This window comes from Pseudarthrobacter sp. MDT3-1 (assembly GCF_054510755.1).
In genome coordinates this window covers 230,774-254,299 of the sequence record NZ_JBTNDX010000002.1, presented here as the reverse complement: position 1 = coordinate 254,299, position 23,526 = coordinate 230,774, and the positions used below count along the sequence as shown (strand labels likewise).

General features: G+C 65.7%; 20 protein-coding genes and 1 tRNA gene. 13 read left to right on the top strand and 8 right to left on the bottom strand.

Features of this window, described 5'->3' with window-relative positions:
• Positions 1-72: 72 nt before the first annotated feature.
• Complete coding sequence (locus tag ACX80X_RS02515) at positions 73-1,992, bottom strand: S8 family peptidase (protein ID WP_459311116.1); 1,920 nt, start codon at positions 1,990-1,992, stop codon at positions 73-75.
• Positions 1,993-2,214: 222 nt separating this feature from the next.
• Here ACX80X_RS02515 and ACX80X_RS02510 point away from each other — a divergent pair, with 222 nt between their 5' ends.
• From ACX80X_RS02510 to ACX80X_RS02480, 7 genes are all read left to right on the top strand, one after another.
• Positions 2,215-3,351, top strand: a complete 1,137-nt coding sequence (locus ACX80X_RS02510) for a GuaB3 family IMP dehydrogenase-related protein (protein WP_252598341.1) — start codon at positions 2,215-2,217, stop codon at positions 3,349-3,351.
• Positions 3,352-3,487: 136 nt separating this feature from the next.
• On the top strand, positions 3,488-5,227 hold the full coding sequence (locus ACX80X_RS02505) for a glycerol-3-phosphate dehydrogenase/oxidase (protein WP_252598340.1): 1,740 nt from the start codon (positions 3,488-3,490) through the stop codon (positions 5,225-5,227).
• Positions 5,228-5,272: 45 nt separating this feature from the next.
• Positions 5,273-5,761, top strand: a complete 489-nt coding sequence (locus ACX80X_RS02500) for a PTS sugar transporter subunit IIA (RefSeq protein WP_141141159.1) — start codon at positions 5,273-5,275, stop codon at positions 5,759-5,761.
• Between the two features lie 120 nt (positions 5,762-5,881).
• Entirely contained in the window at positions 5,882-6,733 is an 852-nt protein-coding gene (locus ACX80X_RS02495; protein WP_252598339.1) for an SURF1 family protein, read from the top strand.
• On the top strand, positions 6,730-7,230 hold the full coding sequence (locus ACX80X_RS02490; protein WP_252598338.1) for a DUF3817 domain-containing protein: 501 nt from the start codon (positions 6,730-6,732) through the stop codon (positions 7,228-7,230). Before ACX80X_RS02495 ends, ACX80X_RS02490 begins: the two co-directional genes overlap by 4 nt.
• 100 nt (positions 7,231-7,330) lie before the next feature.
• Entirely contained in the window at positions 7,331-8,920 is a 1,590-nt protein-coding gene (guaA, locus tag ACX80X_RS02485; protein WP_252598337.1) for a glutamine-hydrolyzing GMP synthase, read from the top strand.
• A gap of 129 nt (positions 8,921-9,049) precedes the next feature.
• Positions 9,050-13,156: an AAA family ATPase gene (locus ACX80X_RS02480; RefSeq protein ID WP_252614203.1), complete on the top strand. Its 4,107-nt coding sequence runs from the start codon at positions 9,050-9,052 to the stop codon at positions 13,154-13,156.
• A 19-nt stretch (positions 13,157-13,175) separates the two neighbouring features.
• On the opposite strand, the gene cpaB is transcribed toward ACX80X_RS02480, so the two are convergent.
• The 3 genes from cpaB to ACX80X_RS02465 all read right to left on the bottom strand — a co-directional run bounded on the left by cpaB (position 13,176) and on the right by ACX80X_RS02465 (position 15,020).
• Positions 13,176-13,922 (bottom strand): Flp pilus assembly protein CpaB, encoded by a 747-nt coding sequence (gene cpaB, locus ACX80X_RS02475; RefSeq protein ID WP_252598335.1) that lies wholly within the window; start codon positions 13,920-13,922, stop codon positions 13,176-13,178.
• 98 nt (positions 13,923-14,020) lie between these two features.
• Positions 14,021-14,284 carry an FmdB family zinc ribbon protein gene (locus ACX80X_RS02470; protein ID WP_111908424.1) on the bottom strand — a complete coding sequence of 88 codons (264 nt, stop codon included), beginning with the start codon at positions 14,282-14,284 and terminating at the stop codon, positions 14,021-14,023.
• Positions 14,285-14,399: 115 nt separating this feature from the next.
• Positions 14,400-15,020 (bottom strand): 5-formyltetrahydrofolate cyclo-ligase, encoded by a 621-nt coding sequence (locus tag ACX80X_RS02465; protein ID WP_252598334.1) that lies wholly within the window; start codon positions 15,018-15,020, stop codon positions 14,400-14,402.
• Between the two features lie 107 nt (positions 15,021-15,127).
• Here ACX80X_RS02465 and galU point away from each other — a divergent pair, with 107 nt between their 5' ends.
• The 5 genes from galU to ACX80X_RS02440 all read left to right on the top strand — a co-directional run bounded on the left by galU (position 15,128) and on the right by ACX80X_RS02440 (position 19,589).
• Positions 15,128-16,033, top strand: a complete 906-nt coding sequence (galU, locus tag ACX80X_RS02460) for a UTP--glucose-1-phosphate uridylyltransferase GalU (protein WP_058931809.1) — start codon at positions 15,128-15,130, stop codon at positions 16,031-16,033.
• 5 nt (positions 16,034-16,038) lie between these two features.
• Positions 16,039-16,656 carry a GNAT family N-acetyltransferase gene (locus ACX80X_RS02455; RefSeq protein WP_252567513.1) on the top strand — a complete coding sequence of 206 codons (618 nt, stop codon included), beginning with the start codon at positions 16,039-16,041 and terminating at the stop codon, positions 16,654-16,656.
• A 148-nt stretch (positions 16,657-16,804) separates the two neighbouring features.
• Positions 16,805-17,710: a hypothetical protein gene (locus ACX80X_RS02450; protein ID WP_252598653.1), complete on the top strand. Its 906-nt coding sequence runs from the start codon at positions 16,805-16,807 to the stop codon at positions 17,708-17,710.
• 139 nt (positions 17,711-17,849) lie between these two features.
• Positions 17,850-17,922: transfer RNA gene (locus ACX80X_RS02445), tRNA-Ala, on the top strand.
• Positions 17,923-17,993: 71 nt separating this feature from the next.
• Complete coding sequence (locus ACX80X_RS02440; protein ID WP_252598333.1) at positions 17,994-19,589, top strand: ABC-F family ATP-binding cassette domain-containing protein; 1,596 nt, start codon at positions 17,994-17,996, stop codon at positions 19,587-19,589.
• Between the two features lie 37 nt (positions 19,590-19,626).
• Here ACX80X_RS02440 and corA read toward each other — a convergent pair whose 3' ends face one another.
• Genes corA through ACX80X_RS02425 form a run of 3 tightly spaced genes read right to left on the bottom strand, consistent with a single transcriptional unit; the run spans position 19,627 to position 21,595 of the window.
• The gene (corA, locus tag ACX80X_RS02435) at positions 19,627-20,622 is read right to left on the bottom strand and encodes a magnesium/cobalt transporter CorA (RefSeq protein WP_252608967.1); all 996 of its coding nucleotides are present in this window, start codon (positions 20,620-20,622) and stop codon (positions 19,627-19,629) included.
• A 1-nt stretch (position 20,623) separates the two neighbouring features.
• Positions 20,624-21,049 (bottom strand): DUF1761 domain-containing protein, encoded by a 426-nt coding sequence (locus ACX80X_RS02430; protein ID WP_459308521.1) that lies wholly within the window; start codon positions 21,047-21,049, stop codon positions 20,624-20,626.
• A gap of 9 nt (positions 21,050-21,058) precedes the next feature.
• Positions 21,059-21,595, bottom strand: a complete 537-nt coding sequence (locus tag ACX80X_RS02425; protein WP_252598330.1) for an Lrp/AsnC family transcriptional regulator — start codon at positions 21,593-21,595, stop codon at positions 21,059-21,061.
• A gap of 168 nt (positions 21,596-21,763) precedes the next feature.
• Between ACX80X_RS02425 and ACX80X_RS02420 the strand changes: the two genes are divergently transcribed.
• Positions 21,764-23,005 carry an MFS transporter gene (locus tag ACX80X_RS02420; protein WP_459311113.1) on the top strand — a complete coding sequence of 414 codons (1,242 nt, stop codon included), beginning with the start codon at positions 21,764-21,766 and terminating at the stop codon, positions 23,003-23,005.
• Here ACX80X_RS02420 and ACX80X_RS02415 read toward each other — a convergent pair.
• Positions 23,002-23,505: an Lrp/AsnC family transcriptional regulator gene (locus ACX80X_RS02415; protein ID WP_252598328.1), complete on the bottom strand. Its 504-nt coding sequence runs from the start codon at positions 23,503-23,505 to the stop codon at positions 23,002-23,004. The two genes, ACX80X_RS02420 and ACX80X_RS02415, sit on opposite strands and share 4 nt — an antisense overlap.
• Positions 23,506-23,526 lie beyond the last annotated feature (21 nt).

Genomic DNA, 23,526 nt, shown 5'->3' with positions numbered 1-23,526 from the left:
GCACTCCACGCAGGAACCGCCGGCCGCGCTGCAAGGCGTGGCCGGCGGTCCCGGATTCGTGTGGCCCCGAGGCTAAGAGGTGGTCACCGCTGTGTCGTCGAGGTAGAAGTACGTCCCCAGCGACGAGTCCTCAACACCCAGGAAGCGCAGGGTCACGCTCTTGCCCTTGTAGGCGGAGAGGTCCAGCTGCTTCTGCAGATAGCCGGCGGACTCGTTGAGATTGGAGTAAGTGGCCAGCGTGGTGGTCACACCGTTGCTGACCGCCTGAACCCTCAGGGTGTCATAGGCCGCGCTGGATGTGGTCTCGTCCGACTGCACCTTCAGGTAGAAGGACAGTGACGCGGTGGCCACCGTGGACGGGACTGCAAACGCCTGGTCGAGGATGTAGGACGTTGCCTGGCCCCAGCCGTTGAGGCCGGCGAAGCCGGAACCGGTCCTGGCATTCGTTCCGGTCTCGAACGTGTCGGCGTGGTCAGAGGTCCAGGAGGCTGCGCCCGATTCGAAGCCCGGGTTCAGCAGCAGGTTGCCGGACGGCGGGGGAGTGACCCCGCCCAGCAGGCCCATGGTCTTGGTGGCGTCCGAAAGCCCTGTGCCGCAGCCCGTGGTGCAGCCGCCCGGCATTGCCCGGGTTCCCTGCTTGAGCGTGGACTCCACCTGGGCCGGGGTAAGCGTGGACGATTTGGACTTCATGAGTGCGGCCAGCCCGGCCACGTGCGGAGCTGCCATGGACGTTCCCTGGTAGCTGGCGTAGCCGGCGGAGCCCGGTGTGGAGGTACCGGTGTTGATAGTGGAGAGGATTCCGCCGCCCGCTACACGGACGTCTCCGCCGGGTGCGGTCAGGTCAACCGTGGAGCCGTAGTTGGAGTAGTAGGAGAGGCTGCCGCTCGGGTTGCTGGCGGCCACGCTCACAACGCTGTTGCAGTTGGCCGGGCGGAATCCGGAAGCATCCTGGTTGCTGTTGCCGGCCGCCACCACCACGGTGGCTCCCCGCGAAACTGCGGAGTTGATGGCTGCCTGGTACGTGCTGCCGCAGGCACCGGACCCGCCCAGGCTCATGTTGATGACCGTGGCGGGATTGGCGTTGGCCGGGATGCCCGGGACGGTGCCGCCGGCTGACCAGATAATCGCATCGGCAATGTCGGACAGTGACCCGCCGCACTTGGCCAGGACGCGTACCGGCACCACTTTGGCGTTGGGTGCGACGCCCGCCACGCCGGCGGCATTGCCGGTCACGGCTGCAACGGTGCCGGCGACGTGCGTGCCGTGCCAAGAGCTGTTGCCGGCTGTCGACTGGCCGCACTCGCCGGCGGCGTACCAGTCGCCCTGGTCCTGCGCATTCGCGTCCCGTCCGTTGCCGTCACGCGCTGCCGTGGCGTCGGAGACGAAGTCGTAGCCCGGCAGCACATTCACGTCGAGGTCCGGATGGGCCGTGATTCCGGTGTCGATCACGGCCACCGTCACGCCGGTGCCGGTAGCAACGTCCCAAGCCCCGGGGACCCGCATGCCGTTGGTGCCAGTGAAATCCCATTGCTCGCCATAGCGTGGGTCGTTGGGCGTGAGAGCCACCGTCATGCGGGCGTCAGGTTCGACGTAGTCGACCGATCCGGACGCCGCAATCTCGGCCATGAAGTCTTCGGCAGCCTGCCCGGACAGGGCCCTGTCCGCCTCGATCAGCGTTCCGCCGGTGGCCAGGGTGCGGAGTTCCTGCACCTTCACGCCCTGTGACTTGGCTGCTTTGCCCCAGGCATTGGCGCGGCCGTTCGGGGTGGCGTTCGCCGTGGTCTCCTTGAATTCGACGATGAACTTCGTGTAGGCCTCTCCGGCGGCCACGTCGTGCACCGCAGTGCCTTGGACGGCGGCCGGCCCGGCTGCAGTGCGGTCACCGTCTTCGGGGGTGGCGAAGACCGGCGAACCGGCGAAGGCCAGGGTGCCGACTGCTGCGGCGAGCGACAGGGCCAGGATGCGGTGGCGCCTGATTGATGAACGTCCCATAGGAGCTTCTTTCTCGGAACGGGCACAGGTGTGGCCCGTATGAAGGGGAGTGATGGGTGGTCACGTGGTGGATCAGGTGGTAACCGAGAGTAAACATAAAGGTATTTTCAAAACTTGTAAATGGTTGACAAAACATGTCAATAAAGTGTGGACTATCAGTTTCAGGATGAACCTAAGAGGAGGCGCCCCACCGCATCCCACGTGGTCAAGTAAAGTGGTCACGTGACTTACGAGATCGAGATTGGCCGTGGCAAGCGTGGGCGTCGTGCCTACTCCCTGGATGACATTGCGATTGTCCCTAACCGTCGTACCCGCGACCCCAAGGACGTGTCGGTCTCCTGGCAGATCGATGCCTACAAGTTCGACATGCCCGTGATTGCAGCCCCGATGGACTCGGCCATGTCCCCGGAGACGGCCATCTCCTTGGGCCGGCTCGGCGGGCTCGGCGTGCTGGACCTTGAGGGCCTCTGGACCCGCTACGAGGACCCGCAGCCCATCCTTGACGAGATCGGCGCCCTCGAAGACGAGGTCAACAGCCCCGCCGTGACCGGCCGTATGCAGGAGCTCTACCGCGCTCCCATCCAGCCGGAACTGATCACGTCCCGCCTGGCGGAGATCCGCGCCGCCGGCGTGACGGTGGCCGGCTCGCTGACCCCGCAACGCACGCAGGAACACTACAAGACCGTGGTGGCTGCCGGCGTCGACATCTTTGTGATCCGCGGGACCACCGTGTCAGCCGAGCACGTCTCGAAAGACCATGAACCCCTGAACCTCAAGCAGTTCATCTACGAATTGGACGTCCCCGTGATTGTGGGCGGCGCGGCCGGCTACACGCCCGCCCTGCACCTGATGCGCACCGGAGCCGCCGGCGTCCTGGTCGGCTTCGGCGGCGGAGCCACCGCCACCACGCGGCGCGCCCTGGGGATCCACTCGCCCATGGCCTCCGCCATCTCCGACGTCGCGGCCGCCCGCCGTGACTACATGGATGAATCCGGCGGACGGTACGTCCACGTAATTGCCGACGGCGGCATGGGCACCTCGGGTGACATCGTCAAGGCAATTGCCATGGGCGCCGACGCCGTGATGCTGGGCAGCGCCCTCGCCCGGGCCGAAGAGGCACCCGGCAAGGGCTGGCACTGGGGCCAGGAGGCCCACCACCTCGAACTGCCCCGCGGAGACCGCGCCAACGTCGGCACCGTCGGACCTCTCGAAGAGGTGCTCTTCGGGCCCGGCCACCACACCAACGGCACATCCAACCTGATCGGCGCACTCCGCCGTTCGATGGCGACCACCGGCTATTCGGACCTGAAGGAATTCCAGCGCGTCGACGTCGTAGTTTCTCCGTACACGGGTAACTGACGGCCTCTAACTGACGGGCGGCCGACGCCGCTGACGTCGTCCGGAGCGCCTCCCTCGTGGAACCTGCCCTGCCCAACTGTGCGGCAAGGAAGTACTGTGGTTTTACCACCGGCAGCAGCGGCAAGGGAGGCGTTCCGTGAACACTGTTCCAAACGAAGGCGGGGTCCTGGGGCCTGCGGCCAGGGAAGCATCGATCGCCAGGCTCAGGGCCACCTCGGAACCCGGCAACGAACTGGACATCCTAATCGTCGGCGGCGGCATCGTGGGCGCCGGTGCGGCGCTGGATGCCGTGACCCGCGGCCTCACCGTGGGGATCGTGGAGGCCAGCGACTGGGCCGCCGGCACGTCGTCACGGTCATCCAAGCTGATCCACGGCGGCCTGCGCTACTTGGAGATGCTGGATTTTGGGCTGGTTAAGGAAGCGCTGCACGAACGTGGCCTGATTCTTTCGGTCCTGGCCCCGCACCTGGCCCGGCCGGTGCCGTTCCTGTATCCGCTGACCAAACCGTTCTTCGAACGGCCCTATGTGGGGGCCGGGATCGCCCTGTATGACGCCATGTCCATTACGGGCGGGCACAGCCGCGGCGTGCCGTTCCACAAACACCTCAGCAGGCGGGGCACGCTGAGGGCCGCCCCCAGCCTGAAAAAAGACGCCTTTGTGGGCTCCATCCGCTACTACGACGGCCAGGTGGATGACGCCAAGTACGTGGCAAACCTCGTCCGGACGGCGGTGCACTACGGCGCCCATGCGGTGAACCAGATGGCGGTGGTGGACTTCCTGCGTGAAGGTGAGCGCGTGGTGGGGGCCAAAGTGGTCAACCACGAAGACGGTTCGAAATTCAACATCAAAGCCAAGCAGGTCATCAACGCCACCGGGGTGTGGACCGATGAAACCCAGGCCATGGTCACCGACCGCGGGCAGCTGAAGGTCCGGGCGTCCAAGGGCATCCACCTCGTAGTGCCCCGCGACCGGTTCCAGTCCACGGTGGGGCTGATTCTCCGCACCGAAAAGTCCGTGCTGTTCGTTATTCCGTGGGGCCGGCACTGGATCATCGGCACCACGGACACCGACTGGAACCTCGACAAGGCCCACCCGGCGGCCTCCAGCAAGGACATCGACTACATCCTCGAGCACGTCAACCGGGTCCTGAAACGCCCGCTGACCAGGGAGGATGTTGAAGGCGTCTACGCCGGACTGCGCCCGCTCCTGGCGGGGGAGAACGATTCCACGGCGAAACTGTCCCGTGAACACATCGTGGCCCACCCCGTACCGGGCCTGGTGGTGGTGGCCGGCGGCAAATGGACCACCTACCGGGTTATGGCCAAGGACGCCGTGGACGAGGCCACCCGCACCATGGATGAGCGGGTCCCGGCGAGCTGTACCGAAACCATCCCGCTGCTCGGTGCCAGCGGCTTCAAGGCTGCATGGAACCGCAGGAGCAGGACCGCTGAAGAGTCCGGCGTGCACGTGGCCCGGGTAGAGCACCTGCTCAACCGTTACGGGTCCATGACTCCGGAGGTGCTGGACATCATCGCCCGGAATCCTGAATTGGCGGAGCCGTTGCCCGGTGCTGACGACTACCTGCAGGCCGAAGCCGTCTACGCCGCAACCCACGAGGGCGCCCGGCACGTCCATGACGTCCTGACCCGGCGGACCCGCATCTCCATCGAGGCCTGGGACCGTGGCGTGTCGGCGGTGCCGGTTGTCGCTAAACTGATGGGCGAAGTCCTTGGCTGGAGCGATGTGCAGCGCGAAAGCGAAATAAAGCACTACATAGCACGCGTTGAAGCTGAACGGCTGAGCCAGCAGCAGCCGGATGACGAATCCGCCGACGCCGCACGGCTGGGCGTGGAGGACATCGTCCCTTTGCGCTGAGGCGGCACCGCACACCAGCAATTCTCCTGACTGAAGGGACACGCCTTGGCGGAACCACTTGACCGGTACGATGCCGATCTCACCACCTCCGATTTGGTGATTCTGGAGTTGGAGGCAACGGACAAGTCGGACGCCGCGGCGCAACTGGCAGAACGCCTCTTCGCCGCCGGGCGGGTCACGGACTTGCCGCGGTTCCTGGAGCACGTCAACGCCCGCGAACACCAGCTCGCCACCGGCCTGCCGGGCGGGATCGGGCTCCCGCACGCCCGCAGCGAGTTCGTCTCGCGGACGTCCATCGCCGTGGGCATCACCAAGTACGGCCACTCCCTGGACTTCGGTGCCGCCGACGGTCCGGCCACGGTTATTCTGCTGATCGCCACCCCTGCAAGCTCGTTTTCCGATCATCTGGAAGTCCTGGCCACCCTGGCTCGCTCCCTGTCCAAGGAGTCCTTCCGGGAGTCGCTGCGGCGGGCCTACGATGCCGAAGTCATCGCCGAGCTCATCAACTCCAGCCTGGTGTTCTTCGACCATTGAGTGGGGCAGGCCCTTTCGTGTCGACTCCGTCGCCACGTAGGGACCCTGCTGCCCCACTCCAAGGCCGGGACGTACCTGGTCGTTTAGTTGTTCTACAGAGGAACGAAGTACGGTTAACACGTGTGGAAAACAGCCCTTAAGCCCCGATGGATCGCAGGCCTGGTCTTCGCGATCGCGGTCTCAGGGGTGTTTGTCCTGCTCAGCCAGTGGCAGTTCGGTCGGTCCACGCAGCCCGAAGTTGTGGTCAGTCCCGCCACCGAGGACGTCAGGATGCTGACGGAGACGCTTGAGCCCGGAGTCTTCTTCCCCGGTTCAGTGTCAGACCAGATGGTCTCCGCCGAGGGAACCTACGACCCCGCAAAACAGGTCCTGGTGCCAGGCCGCCTGAAGAATGGTGCGAACGGCTACTGGGTGGTTTCCGCCTTCGCCGTGACCGGAGCGCCCGCGCTCACCGGCGTCGCTGCTTCACCCCAGACCTGGATTCCAGTAGCCCGCGGCTGGGTGGCGGATCCCGACGACGCCGGCGCACCGCCGTCGGGCGTTGTGAACCTGACCGGACGGCTGCTGCCGTCAGAATCACCGCTGCCGGCCACCGCACCGGAAGCCGGCCGCGCCTCCGCCGTGTCTGTTGCCGAACTCATCAACTACTGGGACGTCAGCATGTACCCGGGATTCGTGGCCGCAGCTTCCGAACTGGCGTCCGGGTCCGACCTGTCCGCCGCGGCGGTTGATGGTGCCCTGAAGCCCTTGGAAATCGGCCCCCAGCCGCCCGCGCAGCAGGTCAACTGGCTCAATCTCTTCTACTCGCTCGAATGGGTGGTGTTCGCCGGCTTCGCCCTGTTTATCTGGTGGCGCCTGGTCAAGGACGACTATCGGCGGGACCTCGAAGAGGAACACGACGACGATCCTCACCTGGGTACAGCGCCCACCCCAGCAACTTCTGAACAGCTCCAACAAAAGGTAAAGCCATGATCGAACCGAAACCGGCCGTCCAGCAGGATTCTCCGCAGGGCAAGGGCAAGAAGCGCCGCTTCGGCGGTACCGAGCGGCAGATCCGTTCCGCCCTGAAGTTCTACAAGGTGCTGGCGTACCTCACCGGCGCCATGCTGCTGCTGCTCTGCGCCGAACTCATCGCACGTTACGCCTTTGGCCAGTACCTGTTTGCCGGTGGCACCAACGCCGTCACGGGCCAACCGTTCGGCTTGGGTTTCGCCGACGCCGAGCCCAAGGGCGTGGTGGGCGGTGCGAACATCTCCGTCGCCGTGCTGATCGTCCACGGCTGGATGTACGTGGTGTACCTGATCTCCAACTTCCGCCTCTGGACTCTGATGCGGTGGCCGTTCACGAAGCTCGTCCTTCTGGCCCTGGGCGGCGTGGTGCCGTTCCTGTCCTTCGTGGTGGAGAAGAAGTTGCACGCCGAGGTGGAAGCCGAACTGGCCGCGAACCCGCAGGCCGCACAGCGGTACTGAACGCTGCAGCGGTGGGGGAGTCCCGCCGTCGGACGTTCACTGCGTCACACCCACGGTCCTGAATGTGCGGCGGGGCAACCGCGCAAAGTAGGCTAGTACGGTGACTACTCCCACTGCATCCCAGACTTCCCAGAAGCCGGTGCTGGTTGTTGACTACGGTGCCCAGTACGCGCAGCTGATTGCCCGCCGCGTCCGGGAAGCGAATGTGTATTCGGAAGTGGTTCCGCATACCTTCACCACCGAGCAGCTCCTGGCCAAGGACCCCGCCGCCATCATCCTTTCCGGTGGCCCCTCCAGCGTTTACGCGGACGGGGCACCCTCCGTCGGCGCCGACCTCTTTGAGGCCGGAATCCCGGTCTTCGGCATCTGCTATGGCTTCCAGGCCATGGCCAACGCCCTGGGCGGGAAGGTCGACAAGACGGGCCTGCGCGAGTACGGCTCCACCCAGACCACCATCCTCGGCGAGGGCCGCTCCGTCCTCGAGGGGATGCCGCAGCACCAGAACACCTGGATGAGCCACGGCGACTCCGTGCACGAGGCGCCCGAAGGCTTCGAAGTGCTGGCGACGACGGCCGGCGCTGAAGTGGCTGCCTTCGCCAACGAAGAGAAGGCCCTCTACGGCGTGCAGTGGCACCCCGAGGTCAAGCACTCGGCCTATGGCCAGCAGGTGCTGGAAAACTTCCTGTTCAAGGGCGCAAAGCTGGAGCCCAACTGGACCACGGGGAACATCCTCGAGGAGCAGGTGGACCGGATCCGTAAGCAGATCGGCGACGCCCGGGTTATCTGCGGGCTCTCCGGCGGCGTTGACTCCGCCGTTGCAGCGGCACTCGTCCAGCGGGCCGTCGGTGACCAGCTGACCTGTGTGTTCGTGGACCACGGCCTGCTGCGCGAAGGCGAAGCCGAGCAGGTGGAACGCGACTTCGTTGCCGCCACGGGCGTCAAGCTGTATGTAGCCAACGAGCAGGAGCGCTTCCTGTCCGCCCTGGCCGGCGTCAGCGATCCGGAAACCAAGCGCAAGATCATCGGCCGCGAGTTCATCCGCGCGTTCGAAGAGGCCGAGCTGGCCATCATCGCCGAGGCCGCGGCCCATGGCGAGAAGATCAAGTTCCTGGTCCAGGGCACGCTGTACCCGGACGTCGTCGAATCCGGCGGCGGGGAAGGTGCTGCGAACATCAAGAGCCACCACAATGTCGGTGGCCTTCCCGAGGACCTGCAGTTCGAACTGGTGGAACCGCTCCGGGCACTGTTCAAGGACGAGGTCCGCGCCGTCGGCGCCCAGCTGGGCCTGCCGCAGGAAATCGTCGGCCGCCAGCCGTTCCCCGGCCCCGGCCTGGGAATCCGCATCGTCGGCGACATCACGCAGGAGCGACTGGATCTGCTCCGCAAGGCGGACGCCATCGCGCGTGCCGAGCTGACCGCCGCCGGGCTGGACAACGAGGTGTGGCAGATGCCTGTGGTCCTGCTGGCCGACGTCCGCAGTGTGGGCGTCATGGGTGACGGCCGCACCTACGGCCACCCGATTGTGCTCCGCCCCGTTTCGTCCGAGGACGCCATGACGGCGGACTGGTCCCGCCTGCCGTACGATCTCCTGGCCCGGATTTCGAACCGGATCACCAACGAGGTGGAAGGCGTCAACCGCGTGGTGCTGGACGTGACCAGCAAGCCGCCGGGAACCATCGAGTGGGAATAACAGTGTGAGTGGCCGGTCTCCGTCAGCGGAGGCCGGCCATTGCTGTCATCCGTTGAAATCCGCCGCAATTTGGCCTGATCCAGTGTTGCGGTCTCTCATCCCGGCTCCTTTGCGGCTACGCTCGAAAGTATGCCGGTATGGTCCAGGGCGTCACGTGCAAACGCAGAAAAGAAGGCAGTAGTGTCAGTTGGTCAAGGCCACGCGGAGGGTTCTGAGGAGCTCGGAAAATGGCTGTCCGGGCTTAAACCCGTCACCGGGGCAGACTCCATGCTGCGTTTCACCAAGACCCCCGAAGGTTCCATTGACCTGACCCATGCGCACCCGTCAGGTCTGGCCCAGCTCATGGCCGGCCGCCGCACACGGTTGTCCACACTCATCCGCGACCACCAGCAGTACGTCGTCGCGGCCCGGGCATCGCGGAACATCCGCTCGAAAATCTTCGAACTCGGTAATGACCGTGGCATAGATGCCGGTTACCTTTCCGCAGGCACCGTTGTGTGGACCTCCGCTGTTGGTGGCAAACCCCAGCGGGTTTCCGCGCCGGTGATGCTCACCGCAATCTCGCTCACGGTCCGCCCGGGTGAGGACGACTACGAACTGCAGCTCACCGAGCAGGCCAACATCAACCCGGCCCTTGTCCGGCACCTGAAGACCATCCATGGCATTGTTTTTGACGTCAACGCCGTGACTCGCCTCGCGTACAGCACCGCACGCTTCGATCCCCAGCCTGTCCTGGATAAGCTTGCAACCCTCATCCGGCCCATCCATGGCGCCGAGGCCCAGCACAATCTGCTGGTGTCCACTTTTGCGGACCTCTCCGGCAACCTGGACGACCCCTGGATCAATGAGGGCAACCCGCTGGTCACCGCCCTGGCCAAGGCGGCCAGCGGTGAAGTCATTGATGTACCCGCGCCGGACCCCTCCCGCTTCCCGAGCGTGGACGCGCGCCACCCGGACGACGAACTCCTCCTTCTCGATGCCGATCCGGACCAGCAGTACGTCATTGATGCCGCCCGCGCAGGAGACTCGCTGGTGGTCAGCAGCCCGCCGGGCACGGGACAGACCCAGACGGCCATCAACACCATCGGTGCACTGGTGGACGCTGGGCGGTCAGTCCTGGTGGTGGGTGACCGCCGGGCCAGCCTGAATGAAGTATCGGCACAACTGGAATCGCTGGGACTTGAATCCATCCTGTTCCAGCTCTCCGGCACAGCCACACCACAGCAGCTCAAGGCCCAGCTGGTGCGGGCCATCGTACGGAACGAAAAGTCACTCGAACCGCAGCTGGGGAACCTCCACCGGACCCTCACCGAGCACCGGCACGCCCTGATGGACCACGTGGCGTCCCTGCATAACGTGCGCCAGCGCTGGGGCTGCTCGCCGTATCAGGCCATGCAGTCACTGGCCGAGCTGACCTCCATCCACCCCGCCCCCGCCACCACGGTGCGGCTCAAGCGCAGTGTGCTGGACAGCATCCGCGACCGCAACGAGCTCGCCGGCAGGCTTCGCCGCGCTGCCGAGCTTGGCAGCTTCAGCCGCGCCTCCACTACCAGCCCGTGGCACGGCGCCCGGCTGCTCACCCGCAAGGAGACCGAGGAGGCCCAGGAACTCGCCCGGTCAGTGGCCAGGAACCTGCCTGTCCTGCGCGACCGGATGAACAGCGTGGCCGAACATGCCGAAATCCGGCTTGGCACGTCCTTCTCGGAGTGGGGGGAGCAGCTCGAACTCCTCGTGGCTGTCCGCGAAAGCCTCGACAAGTTCACACCGGACATCTTCGACAGGCCGGTCAACGATCTCATCTCCGCCACGGCGTCCTCCGCCTGGCGCCGGGAGCGGAATGTCGACATGGCCTCCATGCAGCGTTCCCGCCTTCGCCGCGTCGCGAAGGAGTACGTCCGTCCGGGCGTCCACATCACCGATCTCCACAGCTCGCTGGTGCTGGTGCAGGACCAGCGTGCCCTCTGGTCCGGCTACGCCACCTCGCAGCGCCATCCGGCCGTCCCCTCGGGCCTTGCCGAAATGAACGTGATGTACCGGTCGCTGGACCGGGAGCTGACCCAGCTGGGTGAAGCCCTCCGGCACACCCAGGCCGGCGGGTCGCTGGCAACGGCCCGCTATGAGGAACTCATGGAGCGGCTGGAGCGGCTCGTGGCCGACACCCACACGCTGAAAACGCTGCCCGAGCGCACGCTGCTTGTGGAAAACATGCGCGAGCACGGCCTGGGGGAGCTCCTCGCCGATCTTGCGGAGCGGGAGGTTCCCGCAGAGTCCGTCGCAGCCGAGCTTGAGCTGGCCTGGTGGCAGTCCGCGCTGGAAGCGATGATCAGCGGCGACGATTACCTGGCCATGTCTGACGGGGACGCACTCCGGCAGCTTGAGGCCGAATACCGGCTCGCGGACAACGCCCATATTGCCAGCGGCGCGGCGCGCCTGCGCTGGGACCTGTCCGACCGGTGGCGGGCCGCGCTTGCGGAACACCCGCGCCAGGCCCAACTCCTCAGGAGCCTGCTTAAGGACGGCCGGGTTACCCTCGCCGCGCTGACGGCCCAGGCCGCCGAGCTGGTCCCCATGCTGGTGCCGGTCTGGTCGGTCAGCCCGTACCTCATGACCGGGCTCCTGCCGGCCGAACAGCGCTTCGACGCCGTGGTCATCCTGGACGCCGAAGCGACGTCGCTGCAGGCCGTCCTGCCCGCCATCGCCCGCGCCAGGCAGGTCATTGCTTTCGGTGATGACAAGATTGCCAGCCCCCGGACGTTCACTGTGGGTGTTGAGCGGCTGGCCGCCGGTGAAGCGGCCCACCAGCGCGTCGAAAGCGCGTTCTCGGCGCTGTCTGCCATCCTGCCTGTCTGGCGGTTGAATTTTGTCTACCGCGCGGTTGACGAGGACCTGGTCCTGCAGCTGAGCAAGAACTCTTACGACGGCGCCCTCCGCAGGCTCCCCGAGGGACAGTCCGCCACGGGCTTGGATAGGGCGCTCCTGGTGGAGTACCTTCCCGACGGCACCGGACTGCCCAGTGCCGACCACGAAGGCGTCGAATCCGTGGTGGCCGAGGTCAACCGGGTGGTGCAGCTGGTCTTTGAGCACGCCCGGACACGGCCGCGCACATCGCTGGCAGTGGTCACCGCCAGCCTTCGCCATGCTGCCCGGATCGGTGAGTCCATTCGTCTTCAGCTCCCGAACCACCCGGGCCTGGCCAGCTTCTTCAGCGCAGGATCCGAGTCGTTCCGGGTGGTTGACCTTGAGCGGGCGCAGGGCCTGGTCCGTGACCACGTGATCTTCTCACCCGGTTTTGGCCGCACTCCGCACGGCCGGGCGCTGCACAACTTCGGACCCCTGTCCGCTGAGGGCGGGCGGGAAAAATTCGCTTTGGCGATGACGCGTGCACGGCGTTCACTCCACGTCCTGACGTGTTTCCAGCCCGAAGACCTCGATCACACGCGGCTGTCCTACGGCGCGGTGGACTTCTACGAGCTCCTCAACCGTGAGATTGCGGGAAAGACTGATCTCGGAACTCCGGCCTCGCGTGCCGCCGCCAGTGAGCAGGCGCTTGGGGCCGATCCCCTCGTCGCCGATCTTGGTGACCGGCTGCGTGCCCGCGGCGCCCGCGTCTGGCACCAGTACGACGGCGTGATTGACGTGGTGACCGCAGCAGACCCGCTCAGCACCATGGGTCAGGACGACGCCGAGATTCCGCGGCCGGTGGCCATAGAATCGGACGGCACGGAGCAATACCGCACCATGAGTGTCCGTGAGCGAAGCCGGCTCCGTCCGCAGCTGCTGGAACGGATGGGCTGGCGGTACATGCCGCTGTGGACCATCGAAGTCTTCACGGACCCGTCCGCCTGCGCGGACCGGATCGCGGGTTACCTGGGCCTTGAGAATGTTCTGCCGCCCGGACGGGGCACGGCCTCGGGCGGGTTCTTTGACGAGGACATGGACCCGCTCGCGCTTGCGAGCGAAGGAAACGAAGGGAACGACGACCAGGCCGGACGCCTGGCCAGTGAGGAGGCGGTTGTTGTGACCCCACGGAACGCCGATCAGGCAGATACACACGGTAACGACCAGGCGGACGACGCACGAAACGGGAACGCGGCTGTGCCGGAGCGCCAGCTGCCTGGGGCCGCGGGCATCCTGCCCAACAAGGCTGCGGAGGATGATCCGAAGCGCTGGGGCGATGGCCCCGACAACGATCACGACGCATGGCTGAAGGAAAACAAGCCGCCGCACTGGGGCTGACCTCCAGTCTGCAGCGGCGTCACCCGGCCCCGCCCTCGGGTCCCACCAGGACGAAAAACAGCTTACCCTGTGTGGAGGCCCCCGCCAGCCGGGCAGCCTGCTCCGGGGCTGCTGCCACGACGATCAGCCCGTCGGTTTCGCCGGTGCCCAACCACTGACCCGTCTTGCCGCCTTGTCCTGACGTCCACAGGACGGGAACGGAGGAAGCCAGCACCTCTGAGGGGGATTGCTGGTCGTAGCCGTTCGCCCCGGTCAGCACCACGTTGACCAGTTGCCCGGGCGATACGAGCTGGATGGAGGAAGCATCGGCCATCCTCAAGGGCACGGCAGCGGAGCCCGGTGGCGTTCCGGTCAGGAGACCGGGACCCAGCAGCAGGGAGTCCGTCACCAGTTGGCCCTTCCGCAACGGGGCTGCCAGTTGCTTTCCCGCGGCGTCACCGGTGTCGGACATAGACCCGGCAGTGAGCATCCCCGGCGGGATCTTCGTTGCCGTCAGGTCCGTGGCTGTCAAGGCCGTGCCTGCGGGGAGATCCCGCGCCGCCGCCAACACCGAGACCGTATCGGCGGGCGGGGGAGTGAGCTGATGGACCGTTATCCCGGCAGCAAGGCAGAGCAGGAGCGCTATTGCGAGGCGCCGGTTCCGGCCCAGCAAGGACAACAGCCTGTGGCCACCCGCGCCCCGCGAGCGTGCTGACGGGAGCGGGCGGCGGACCGGGAGTCCCGGCGGGGCGGATCCGCGGCTGGAACGAAAGAGGGTAGCGGGCATGCGAACCACGCTACGTACCGGCAACCACGTCCGACAGGAGCGAAGGTGCCTATGTGGACAACTGTGCCGCCGGCGTCGTACGTCTTTTTAACCGGAGGTCAGCTGGCCGCAGCGGCGGTGGCAGGTGCCGGCGCCGGTGCGGCCGCGGGGGCGGAGGGGGCAGCCGAAACGGTGCTTCCCTTTGCATCCCGGGAGTCGGTCCGGTAGAAACCGGAGCCCTTGAAGACCACGCCCACGCTGTTGAACTTCTTGCGCAAGGCGCCCTGGCACTCCGGGCATGAAGTCAGGGTGCTGTCGGTAAACGACTGGAAAACGTCGAAGGCGTGGCCGCAATCCTTGCAGGCGTAAGCATAAGTGGGCACTGGTGATCCTCCTCGGGGGCAAACGAGAGGTCCTGTACTGCGTTGAGCGGAAACTGTCCATTAGCAGTCGCAGGGCCTGAGTGCCAATTCTATCACCCCGGAAAGTAGCCCTGCCTCAGGCCGGGTCCGGCAGCCGGATCAAACCTGAGGGCGTGAGCGCGGCCGGAACCCTCCGGTCGAAGTCTTCGGCGGGAATGCTTCCGGCCGGAAGCAGCTCGGATTCGAAGACGACGGCCGCAAACGGGATCTCGAGGCCGTCCCCGGCCAGGGCGGCCAGCAGCACGTCATAGTAGCCGCCGCCCTGGCCGATGCGGTTGCCGTCCCTGTCCACGGCCGTGGCGGGGATGAAGAGGGCAGCAACGGACGCCATGATGCCGAGGTCAAGGCGAGGTCCAGCAGGTTCCAGCACCGGTGCATAGCGGCTGCGGACAAACTCGACGCCGGGGGTCCAGTACGTCCAGCTCAGCCTGCGGCCGGGTTCACAGACAGGGAGCAGGATGGTGTGGCCGCGGCGGTGGAGTTCGCTGATCAGGGGCAGCGTGGGCGGCTCTGGGGCCACGCCCAGGTAGGCACAAAAAGTCGACGGCGTCCCACCGGTCAGTTGTTCGGCCCATGCGGCGCCGTGGACGGCCAGGGCGGCACCGGCCGCGTCGCGCTGGGTGGCGTCCGTCGCGGCGCGGCGCGCACGATGGCGTGCGCGGATGTCCGCCTTGGCTTCGCTACTTCCTTGGGACATGCCGCTCCTTCTCTGCCGTTAGGGTGGCCGTTGCAGCGTCTGCGCCGCGCCGGCTCAGGAGCCACCAATAATTACTGAATGGTCAGCCCCTCCGTTAGATTAGTCCAGTGACTACCACTCAGCAGACAGTACGCAAGGCCGTTATTCCCGCTGCCGGACTCGGCACCAGGTTCCTGCCGGCCACAAAAGCCATGCCCAAGGAAATGCTCCCGGTGGTGGACAAGCCGGCCATCCAGTACGTGGTTGAAGAGGCTGTCAATGTTGGCCTTAACGACATCCTGATGATCACGGGACGCAACAAGCGTGCCCTGGAGGACCACTTCGACAGGGTTCCTTCGTTGGAGGACACCCTGGAAGCCAAGGGCGACCTGGCGAAGCTTGAGTCCATCCAGGCAGCCAGCAACCTCGGTGACATCCACTACGTCCGCCAGGGTGACCCCAACGGCCTGGGCCACGCAGTACTGCGTGCAAAGCAGCACGTCGGCAACGAACCGTTTGCAGTCCTCCTGGGCGACGACCTGATCGATGCGCGGGACGAACTCCTCAGCACCATGATCGAAGTCCAGTCCAAGACCGGCGGATCGGTGGTGGCCCTCATCGAGGTGGAGCCCTCCCAGATCAGTGCCTACGGATGTGCCGACGTGCAGGAGATCGACGGTGAAGGCTACGTCAGGATCAACAAGCTCGTCGAAAAGCCCAGCGTGGACGAGGCGCCCTCAAACCTGGCCGTCATTGGCCGCTACGTCCTCCACCCCGCAGTTTTTGACGTACTCGAGCACACTGGCCCCGGCCGGGGCGGGGAAATCCAACTGACCGACGCCCTGCAGGAACTGGCAGCCGGCGAAGGTGACGGCTACGGAGTTTACGGCGTGGTCTTCCGCGGCCGCCGCTACGACACCGGTGACAAGCTCAGCTACCTCAAGGCCTGCGTCCAGCTCGCCATTGACAGCGACGACCTTGGCCCCGGTCTGCGGGAGTGGCTGCCGGGCTTCACGGCCGGCCTCGCTAAATAACTGCCGTGCGCCCCGGACCCATCTGGCCCGTGACACTCGAATGCGGCGACCTGATCCTGCGCCCCATCCGGTACCGGGACAAGAAGGAATGGACCCAGGTCCGTGGGCGCAACAGCGAGTGGCTGGCGCCCTGGGAAGCATCCAATCCGGCACCTGGCGGTGCCCTGCCTGACTACCGGCAGATGGTGCGGTCCTTGAAAATCCAGGCCGCCCAGGGGACGGCCTTGCCGTTCCTGATCACTGAGCGCACACCCAGGTTGGCCGCCCCGGTCATCGTTGGCCAGCTGACTGTTTCCTCGATTGTGTGGGGTTCGGCCATGATGGCGACTCTGGGGTACTGGGTTGACCAGGCGCGCGCCGGTCACGGCATCGCACCCACGGCGGTGGCCATGGCCACTGACCATTGTTTCCAAGCAATGGGCCTGCACCGGATGGAGATCAACATCCGGCCCGAGAATGGCCCCAGCCTGCGCGTGGTTGAGAAGCTGGGCTTCCGCGACGAAGGCTACCGTCCACGCTTCCTTCACATCAACGGCGAGTGGGCGGACCACCGGTCCTTCGCGCTGACCGCTGACGAGGTCCCGGAGGGGCTGCTCGCCCCGTGGCTCGCGTCCCGGTCCTGACCCGCCGGACCTGAACCCGGCATGGGTACTTCCAAGGTCATAAATCCAATGAATTGCCACGTTGCCGGCGACACACCGTGGCTAATGCGGGGGCGGCTGCCCTAATGCTCATACGGTTTTGATTGTGGACTTCCCCCTAAGCAGCTCAGTGATCCTTGTGGTTGCCGTTGTGCTCTGGATCGTATGGGTTGCGCCCTACGTTCTGCGGAACCGCCGGCACCAGGCCCAGGCCGCTGGCGACTTCCTGGCGGAAGTACCAGCCATTGAATCATCGGACCCGAGAGCCGGGACGGTACTGAACATCACCGCCCAGCAGGAGAAAGCCATGGAGATCAGGAAGAGCCCCGAGACCGCAACGGAAACGTCCGGCAGTTTTACGACGGGCGGCGCGTTCCGGATCCGCTATGGCAGGACGGGGATCGCCCTCATTGGTGTCCTGGCGTTGCTGACCGCGTTTGTTTCGGGTGTTCTTCTGCCGTTCGGAATCGGAAGCGCCCTGCTGCCGGTCGCCGGCCTTGCCACCACCATTGCAGCCGTCTTCGTGCTGCGTTTCCTGGCTGTGCGTGACCGCAAAGCCAAAGTGAACGCAGCGTTCCGCTCAGCGATGAGTGCCCCCGTGCGGCGTCAGGGATCTATCGCCACGGACACCGCGGCGCGTCCGGCAGCCCGGCCGGAAAGCCGGCTCTTTGACGCAGAGGCCCACCAGCCCAAGCCGAAGCCAAAGCCGCTGACAGCGATGGAACTCCGGGAAGCCGCACTGGCCGTCGCCGTTGCCGCCGGAGATGCCAGCGCCGCCGCCGCTTCGCTGGCGCCGGCCGACACAACCTGGGAACCGGTGGACGTGCCAAAGCCGGTGTACGTTGAGGCCGCCAAGGCCGAACGTCCGGCGCCCCAGCCGCTTGACCTTCCCGAGGCGCCCAAAGCCGTCGGTAAGCCGTCCCTGAAGCAGGGCGTTACCGCAGCCACGCCCGCCGCGCCTGCCGCCAAGCCCCTCACCAAGGCGCAGAGCGCCCTGAGCAACCTCGACGACGTCCTGCAGCGCCGCCGCGCCTGATACCTCGCGAGGTTCGCCCAAGCAGCACGAGCCCCGGTCGTCAGTGCGGGCGCGGAGTGTCAATTCGCAATGCGGGACGAAAATTTGTAGCCTAAGGTCACCGGTACCGCCGTTCCTTCCCGGGGACACGGACTGTTCCGGGGCTATAGCTCAGTTGGTAGAGCGCTTCGTTCGCATCGAAGAGGTCAGGAGTTCGAATCTCCTTAGCTCCACACATCATCTGTCTGGCCAGAACCGTGTTTCCCAGGCCCGCAGTTAGCTAGCACTGGATTGGACACCATCAATGAGTTTGATCCGGCTGAACGACGTCAACGTGAGCTTTGACAAAACCCAGGTTCTCCGCGAAGCATTTTTCAAGCTTGAAGCCGGGGACAGGGTTGGCCTGATCGGCAAGAACGGTTCGGGCAAGTCCACCATCCTGAAGCTGATCCAAGGCCAGGTGGCTCCCGATTCCGGGACCGTAGCCGTCGAGCTCGGAACCAAGGCCGCCTACTTCTCCCAGTTCTCGGAGCTGAACGGCGAATCCACCATAGCGGAGGTCCTGGACGGCCTGTTCGCCCACGTCAAGGAGATCGAAGCCGAACTTGCCGGCATCGACGCGGCCATCGCCGCCGACTCCTCCGACGCAGCGCGGCTGGATGAGCTGATCCACCGCCAGTCGGAACTCTTTGAGGCGATGGACCGTTTGGATGGCTGGGACTATCAGCGCAGCATCGATAAAGTGCTCACCACCCTCGGCTTCAGCGACCACCACCGCACCTGCGCCATCGATGAACTCTCCGGCGGCTGGCGGAACCGGGCAGCGCTGGCAAAGATCCTGCTGGAAGCCCCGGACGTCCTCCTGCTTGATGAACCCACCAACTACCTTGACGTGGCCGGCGTCGAATGGCTCGAAGGCTGGTTCCGGACCTTCAAAGGCGCTGCGATCATCGTCTCGCACGACCGGAAGTTCCTGGACTCCGTTGTCACCCGGATCATCGAAGTGGAGAACTTCCACCTCCACGAATACCCGGGAAACTTCGCCGAATACGTGGTGGCGAAGCAGTTCAAGCTCAAGAGCCTGGAGAGCCAGTTCGTTCACGAGTCCGAGCTGCTGGCCTTCGAGGCCGAAGGCATCTCCGACCGGCGGGAAGCGGCCAAGGCGGCCGGCAAGGGACTGGCAAACCAGCTGGCCAGGATCAAGAAGTCCCGGGCGCCACGGCCCGTGGACCAGATCATCACGGAGATTTACGGCGGCCTGTACGTCAAGGATGTCCTGTGCCGGGTGGAATCCCTGAGCAAGGCCTACGGCGGCCGTACGCTGTTCAGCGGCCTCAGTTTCGAGATCGGGCGCGGCAACCGCATCGCCGTCATCGGATCCAACGGCAGTGGCAAGACCACGCTGCTCCGGGCACTCACCGGCGAAGAGCCAGCCGATTCAGGCAGCGTGGCCTGGGCCAAGGGCGCCGGAATGGTCTCCTACAACCAGGTCCTGGAAGAACTGGACGACGACGACACGGTCACCCATGCGGTCAACGCGATGCCTGACAGCCTGGCCCTGACTGCGACGAAGAAGTCGGTGAACAGGTTCCTTGCCATGTTCCAGTTCTCCGAAGCTGATCTCAAGCAAAAGATCGGCAACCTCTCAGGCGGCCAGCGCGCCCGTGTGGCCATGGCCCAATGCCTGCTCTCGGGTGCTTCGGTGCTGCTGCTGGATGAGCCGACCAACCACCTGGACCTCTCCAGTACCCAAGTTATGGAACGCGCCCTGCTGCATTTCCCGGGAGCAGTGGTTGTGGTCAGCCACGACCGCTTCTTCACCGACAAGATTGCCAACCGCCGGCTGGTATTCAGCGCTGCAGACTCAGGCCACGGGAGTGTGGAACTCCACGTCGCCTGAGGTTCGGCGGAGCCCGGGGGCCCCGGAGCCGCCAGCCCTACAGCCAGCCTTTCCTCTTGAAAATGGCGTACATCAGGCCTGCGGTGCCGGCCATCAGCGCGATGGCCATCGGGTAGCCAATGGCCCAGTGGAGTTCGGGCATGTGGTCGAAGTTCATTCCGTAGACGCCGGCCACGAAGGACGGTGCAAAGAAGATCGCCGCCCAGGAGGAGATCTTCTTCACCTGTTCGTTCTGTTCGGCGCTGGCCTGGTTCTGCCGGTTGGCGGTCAGCGTTCCGTCCAGCGTGAGGGCGTTCTGCAACAGATCACGGAATGAATCGGCGCGCGAGATGACTCTCTCCACATGGTCCTCGACGTCCCGCAGGCTGTGCTGCAGTTCAGAGTCCACGCCGTACTTTTCAAAGCCACGCTTGAGCTGCTGCATCATGTCCGGCAGGGGATGGATGGCGCGCTGGAACTGGATCACTTCGCGGGCCAGTTCATAGATGCGGCGGGAGACGGTGGTGTCCCCGCTGAAGAGCTGGTCCTCGATCTCGTCAATGTCGTTTTCCAGCCCGGCCACCACCGGTGCGTAGTCGTCCACCACCAGGTCCAGCAGCGCGTAGAGAACGGCTTCCGGGCCGTGTCGGAGCAGGTCGGGTCGGCCCTCCAAGCGGCGCCTCACCCGGGCGACGCCGGCCATTTCGGCGTGGCGGATGGTGACCACGAAATTCCGGCCCGTGAAGATGTGCAGCTCGCCGAACTCCACGGTCTCGGTGGCGTCCAGGTACCGCGCCGGGCGGAGCACCGTAAAGAGGTTGTCCTCGTAGCGCTCAAGCTTGGGCCGCTGGTGCGCCGAGATGGCGTCCTCCACAGCCAGGGCGTGCAGCCCGAATTCGGTGGCAACGGACGTCATTTCCGCCGCCGTGGGCCGGTATAGCCCGATCCAGGCCATGCCCCCGTGCTCGGCGAGCGTTTCGAAGGTCTGTTCCAGGCTCTCCGGTTCCGCGCTGCGGACGCCGTCCACGTAGACGGCATTGTCGATGATGGTCACGTCAGGACATTGCCCCGATGATCGCGCCGGCCACCGTCATGGCGAGCAGGTCGTGTCCGGAATCGATCAGGGTGACCGTTGTCCGGCGGCCGGCGAACCCGTTATGGATGACGTGCCCGCCGGCGCGGAACACCAGCGCGAGCACCAGGGCGAACCCGCCGCCCGCCACAGCGTTGTCCAGGCCCAGCTTGCTGATCAGGACAGCCAGCAGGACGGCGGTCAGGGCGGCGGTGACCATCATGGGAACCCAGATCCCCGCGCCGCCGCTGATGTTCTTGAGGTCCTCTTCAGTCTTTCCGATGGCGGCCATCCACCGCTTGCCCAGCACGGCCGGCATGTACCAGAAAAAGCCGATGGCCATGCTCGAGATGAAGGCCAGCGCCACGGCGAGCCAGTTGATCTGTGAAATATGCGAAAGCCAATCCATGCTGGAATCCTAACTGCCTTCGGCGGGCCCGCCGCCGCGCTCGGTCAATTGCTTGGGCCGTGTTGGGGTGCCGGGCACGGCCTGTGCGAGGCGCCTGATCAGGGGTTCGGTCCGGTAAGGAATATGGGTGTGGAGAGCCAGGACAGTTTCGGTCCGGATGACGCCCTTGATGCGGAGGATCTGGCGGAGGGCGGACTGCAGGTTGTGCGTATCGGTGGCCACCACACGGCACCACACGTCACCCCGCCCCGAGATCTCATGGACCTCCAGGACCTGGGGGAGCAGCCGGAGGGCGCCCACGACTCCGTCCAGTTCCCGGTGCGTCACTTCGATCGTAACGAAGGCGACGACGTCGTACCCCACGGCCTCGAGGTCGATCTCGCGGCCGCCGTCGTGCAGCACTCCGGCCCGGAGCAGGCGCCGGACCCGCGACTGCGCTGTGTTGCGCGCAATCCCCAGCGCCTCGGCTAACTCGCCGATCTGGATGCGGGGATCGTGGATGAGTTCCAGGAGGATCTTCAGGTCAGTGGGATCAAGGGTAGGCAAACTGTCACTTTCAGTTATTGGCGCCGTAAAGAATTGCGTATTTTGCTCAATTGTTTCACGGACAAGCGCCCAAACCGTCACCTCTGAAGCATTCTATAGGTATCAATTTCCCCCGGGGGCGGCCTCCCACAAGGACCTCCCTCCCCGGTCGACGCCAAGGCAGCGCCAATGACAGTCTTTAATGAACTCCGCATGCGTCCGGCTACCGCCGGGCGTCAGGGCTGGGATGCATCCACCACCGCACGGCTGGCGATGGCCTGCGCCGTCATCTTCACCTTGCTGGTCGGTGCGAACCTGGCCACGCCCCTGTATCCGCTGCTCCAGGCAAACCTTGGCCTCTCGGCACTCGGCGTCACGGCGGCCTTTGCCAGCTATGTCCTGGCCCTGGTGGCAACGCTGATGCTGGCCGGGCACTGGTCGGACCACATCGGCCGGCGGGCGGCGCTCATCCTGGCTGTACTCGCCGGACTGGCGGGCAGTTGGGTCTTCTCGCAGGCCGAAAACCTGGTGGCGCTCTCTGCCGGACGGGCCCTTCAGGGTGTGGCCGTTGCCCTGGCCACGGGTGCCAGCGCAGCCGCACTGCGGGAACTGCTCCCGACCCGGCCGGAGTGGGCCACCCGTTTCACACTGCTGGCGACGGCGGGAGGCGTGGCGGCCGGTCCGGTCATCGGCGGCCTGCTGTCGCTGCTGCCCGGGCCCACCACGGCCCCGTACTATGTTCACTCGCTCGTCCTGGCGGCAATGCTGGTGCCGCTGTACCTGCTTCAGGCCCGGCCGGCCATCAAGCCTCCGGTCGGCCGTCGGCCGGTCCTGGTCCTGGCTCCCCGCCGGCCTTCGGTATTCACCGAGGCGAGGGGCGCTTTCTGGCTTGCGGCCGCCGTCGGCTTCCTCAGCTTCTCCGTCTTTGGATTTTGCCTCTCGCTGGCACCGGCGTATTTCGCCCCGATCATTCAGACCGATTCACGGCCGTTGATCGGCGCCTTGGCCGGGTTGACGCTGGCCGCCTCCGCCCTGAGCCAGGTGCTGTCCGTGCGGGGCCGCTTTGTAGTGCCCGTGGGGCTGGCGGTCCTGGGAGCCTCGGTGCTGCTCCTGGCTGCAGCGGCCGCCTGGAGCAGTCCGCTGCTGCTGGCCGTTGCCAGCGTCTGCGCGGGGCTGGGCCAGGGGGTCGCCTTCCGGACGGTCTTCAATGATGTGGCTGCCAAGGTGGAATCGTCACAGCACGCCCAGGTCATCAGCACGGTTTATGTCATCACGTACCTGGGCAGCGCCGTACCGGTCATCGGGCTGGGCTGGGCAATCGCGGTGTTCGGGCTGCCGACGGCGGTCGCGGGCTTCGTGGTGCTGTGCAGCGCCGCCGCACTGGCGCTGTCCGCCGTCACGCTTCGGACGGCGCTGCAGCGGACAGGCTAGTCCGGCAGCGGGCCGTGGTTCCCCTGGATGTGCTCAAAGACGAGGGTGGTCTCGGTGTGGCCCACCACGGGGTCGGTGGCGAGATTGTCCAGGACCCAGTCCCGTAGGTCCTCGGTGCTGGCAACGGCGATGTGCAGCAGGTAATCCACGGAGCCTGACGTGTGGAAGGTGGAGAGGACCGCGGGCAGGTGCGGAACGCGGGCTGTAAAGCGGTCGATCTGGTCCCTGTCGTGGGCCCGCAGCCGGACGGCCACAAGCGCCTGGACGGACCTGCCGATGGCCGAGAGTCTGAGCTTCGCCTCAAATCCCTGGACAATGCCACGTTCGGACAATGCGCGGGTCCGCATGAGCGCGGTGGACGGTGCAATGCCCACCAGTTCTGCCAACTGCTTGTTGGAGATCCGGGCATCGTCCACCAAGGCGGCCAGAAGCCGTTCATCGATGGCATCCAGCGGCTCAACGTGGCTGGCCGGCCGGATGCTTTTTGGGTTGCTGCTCATGGAATCTCCTTGAATGTCCGT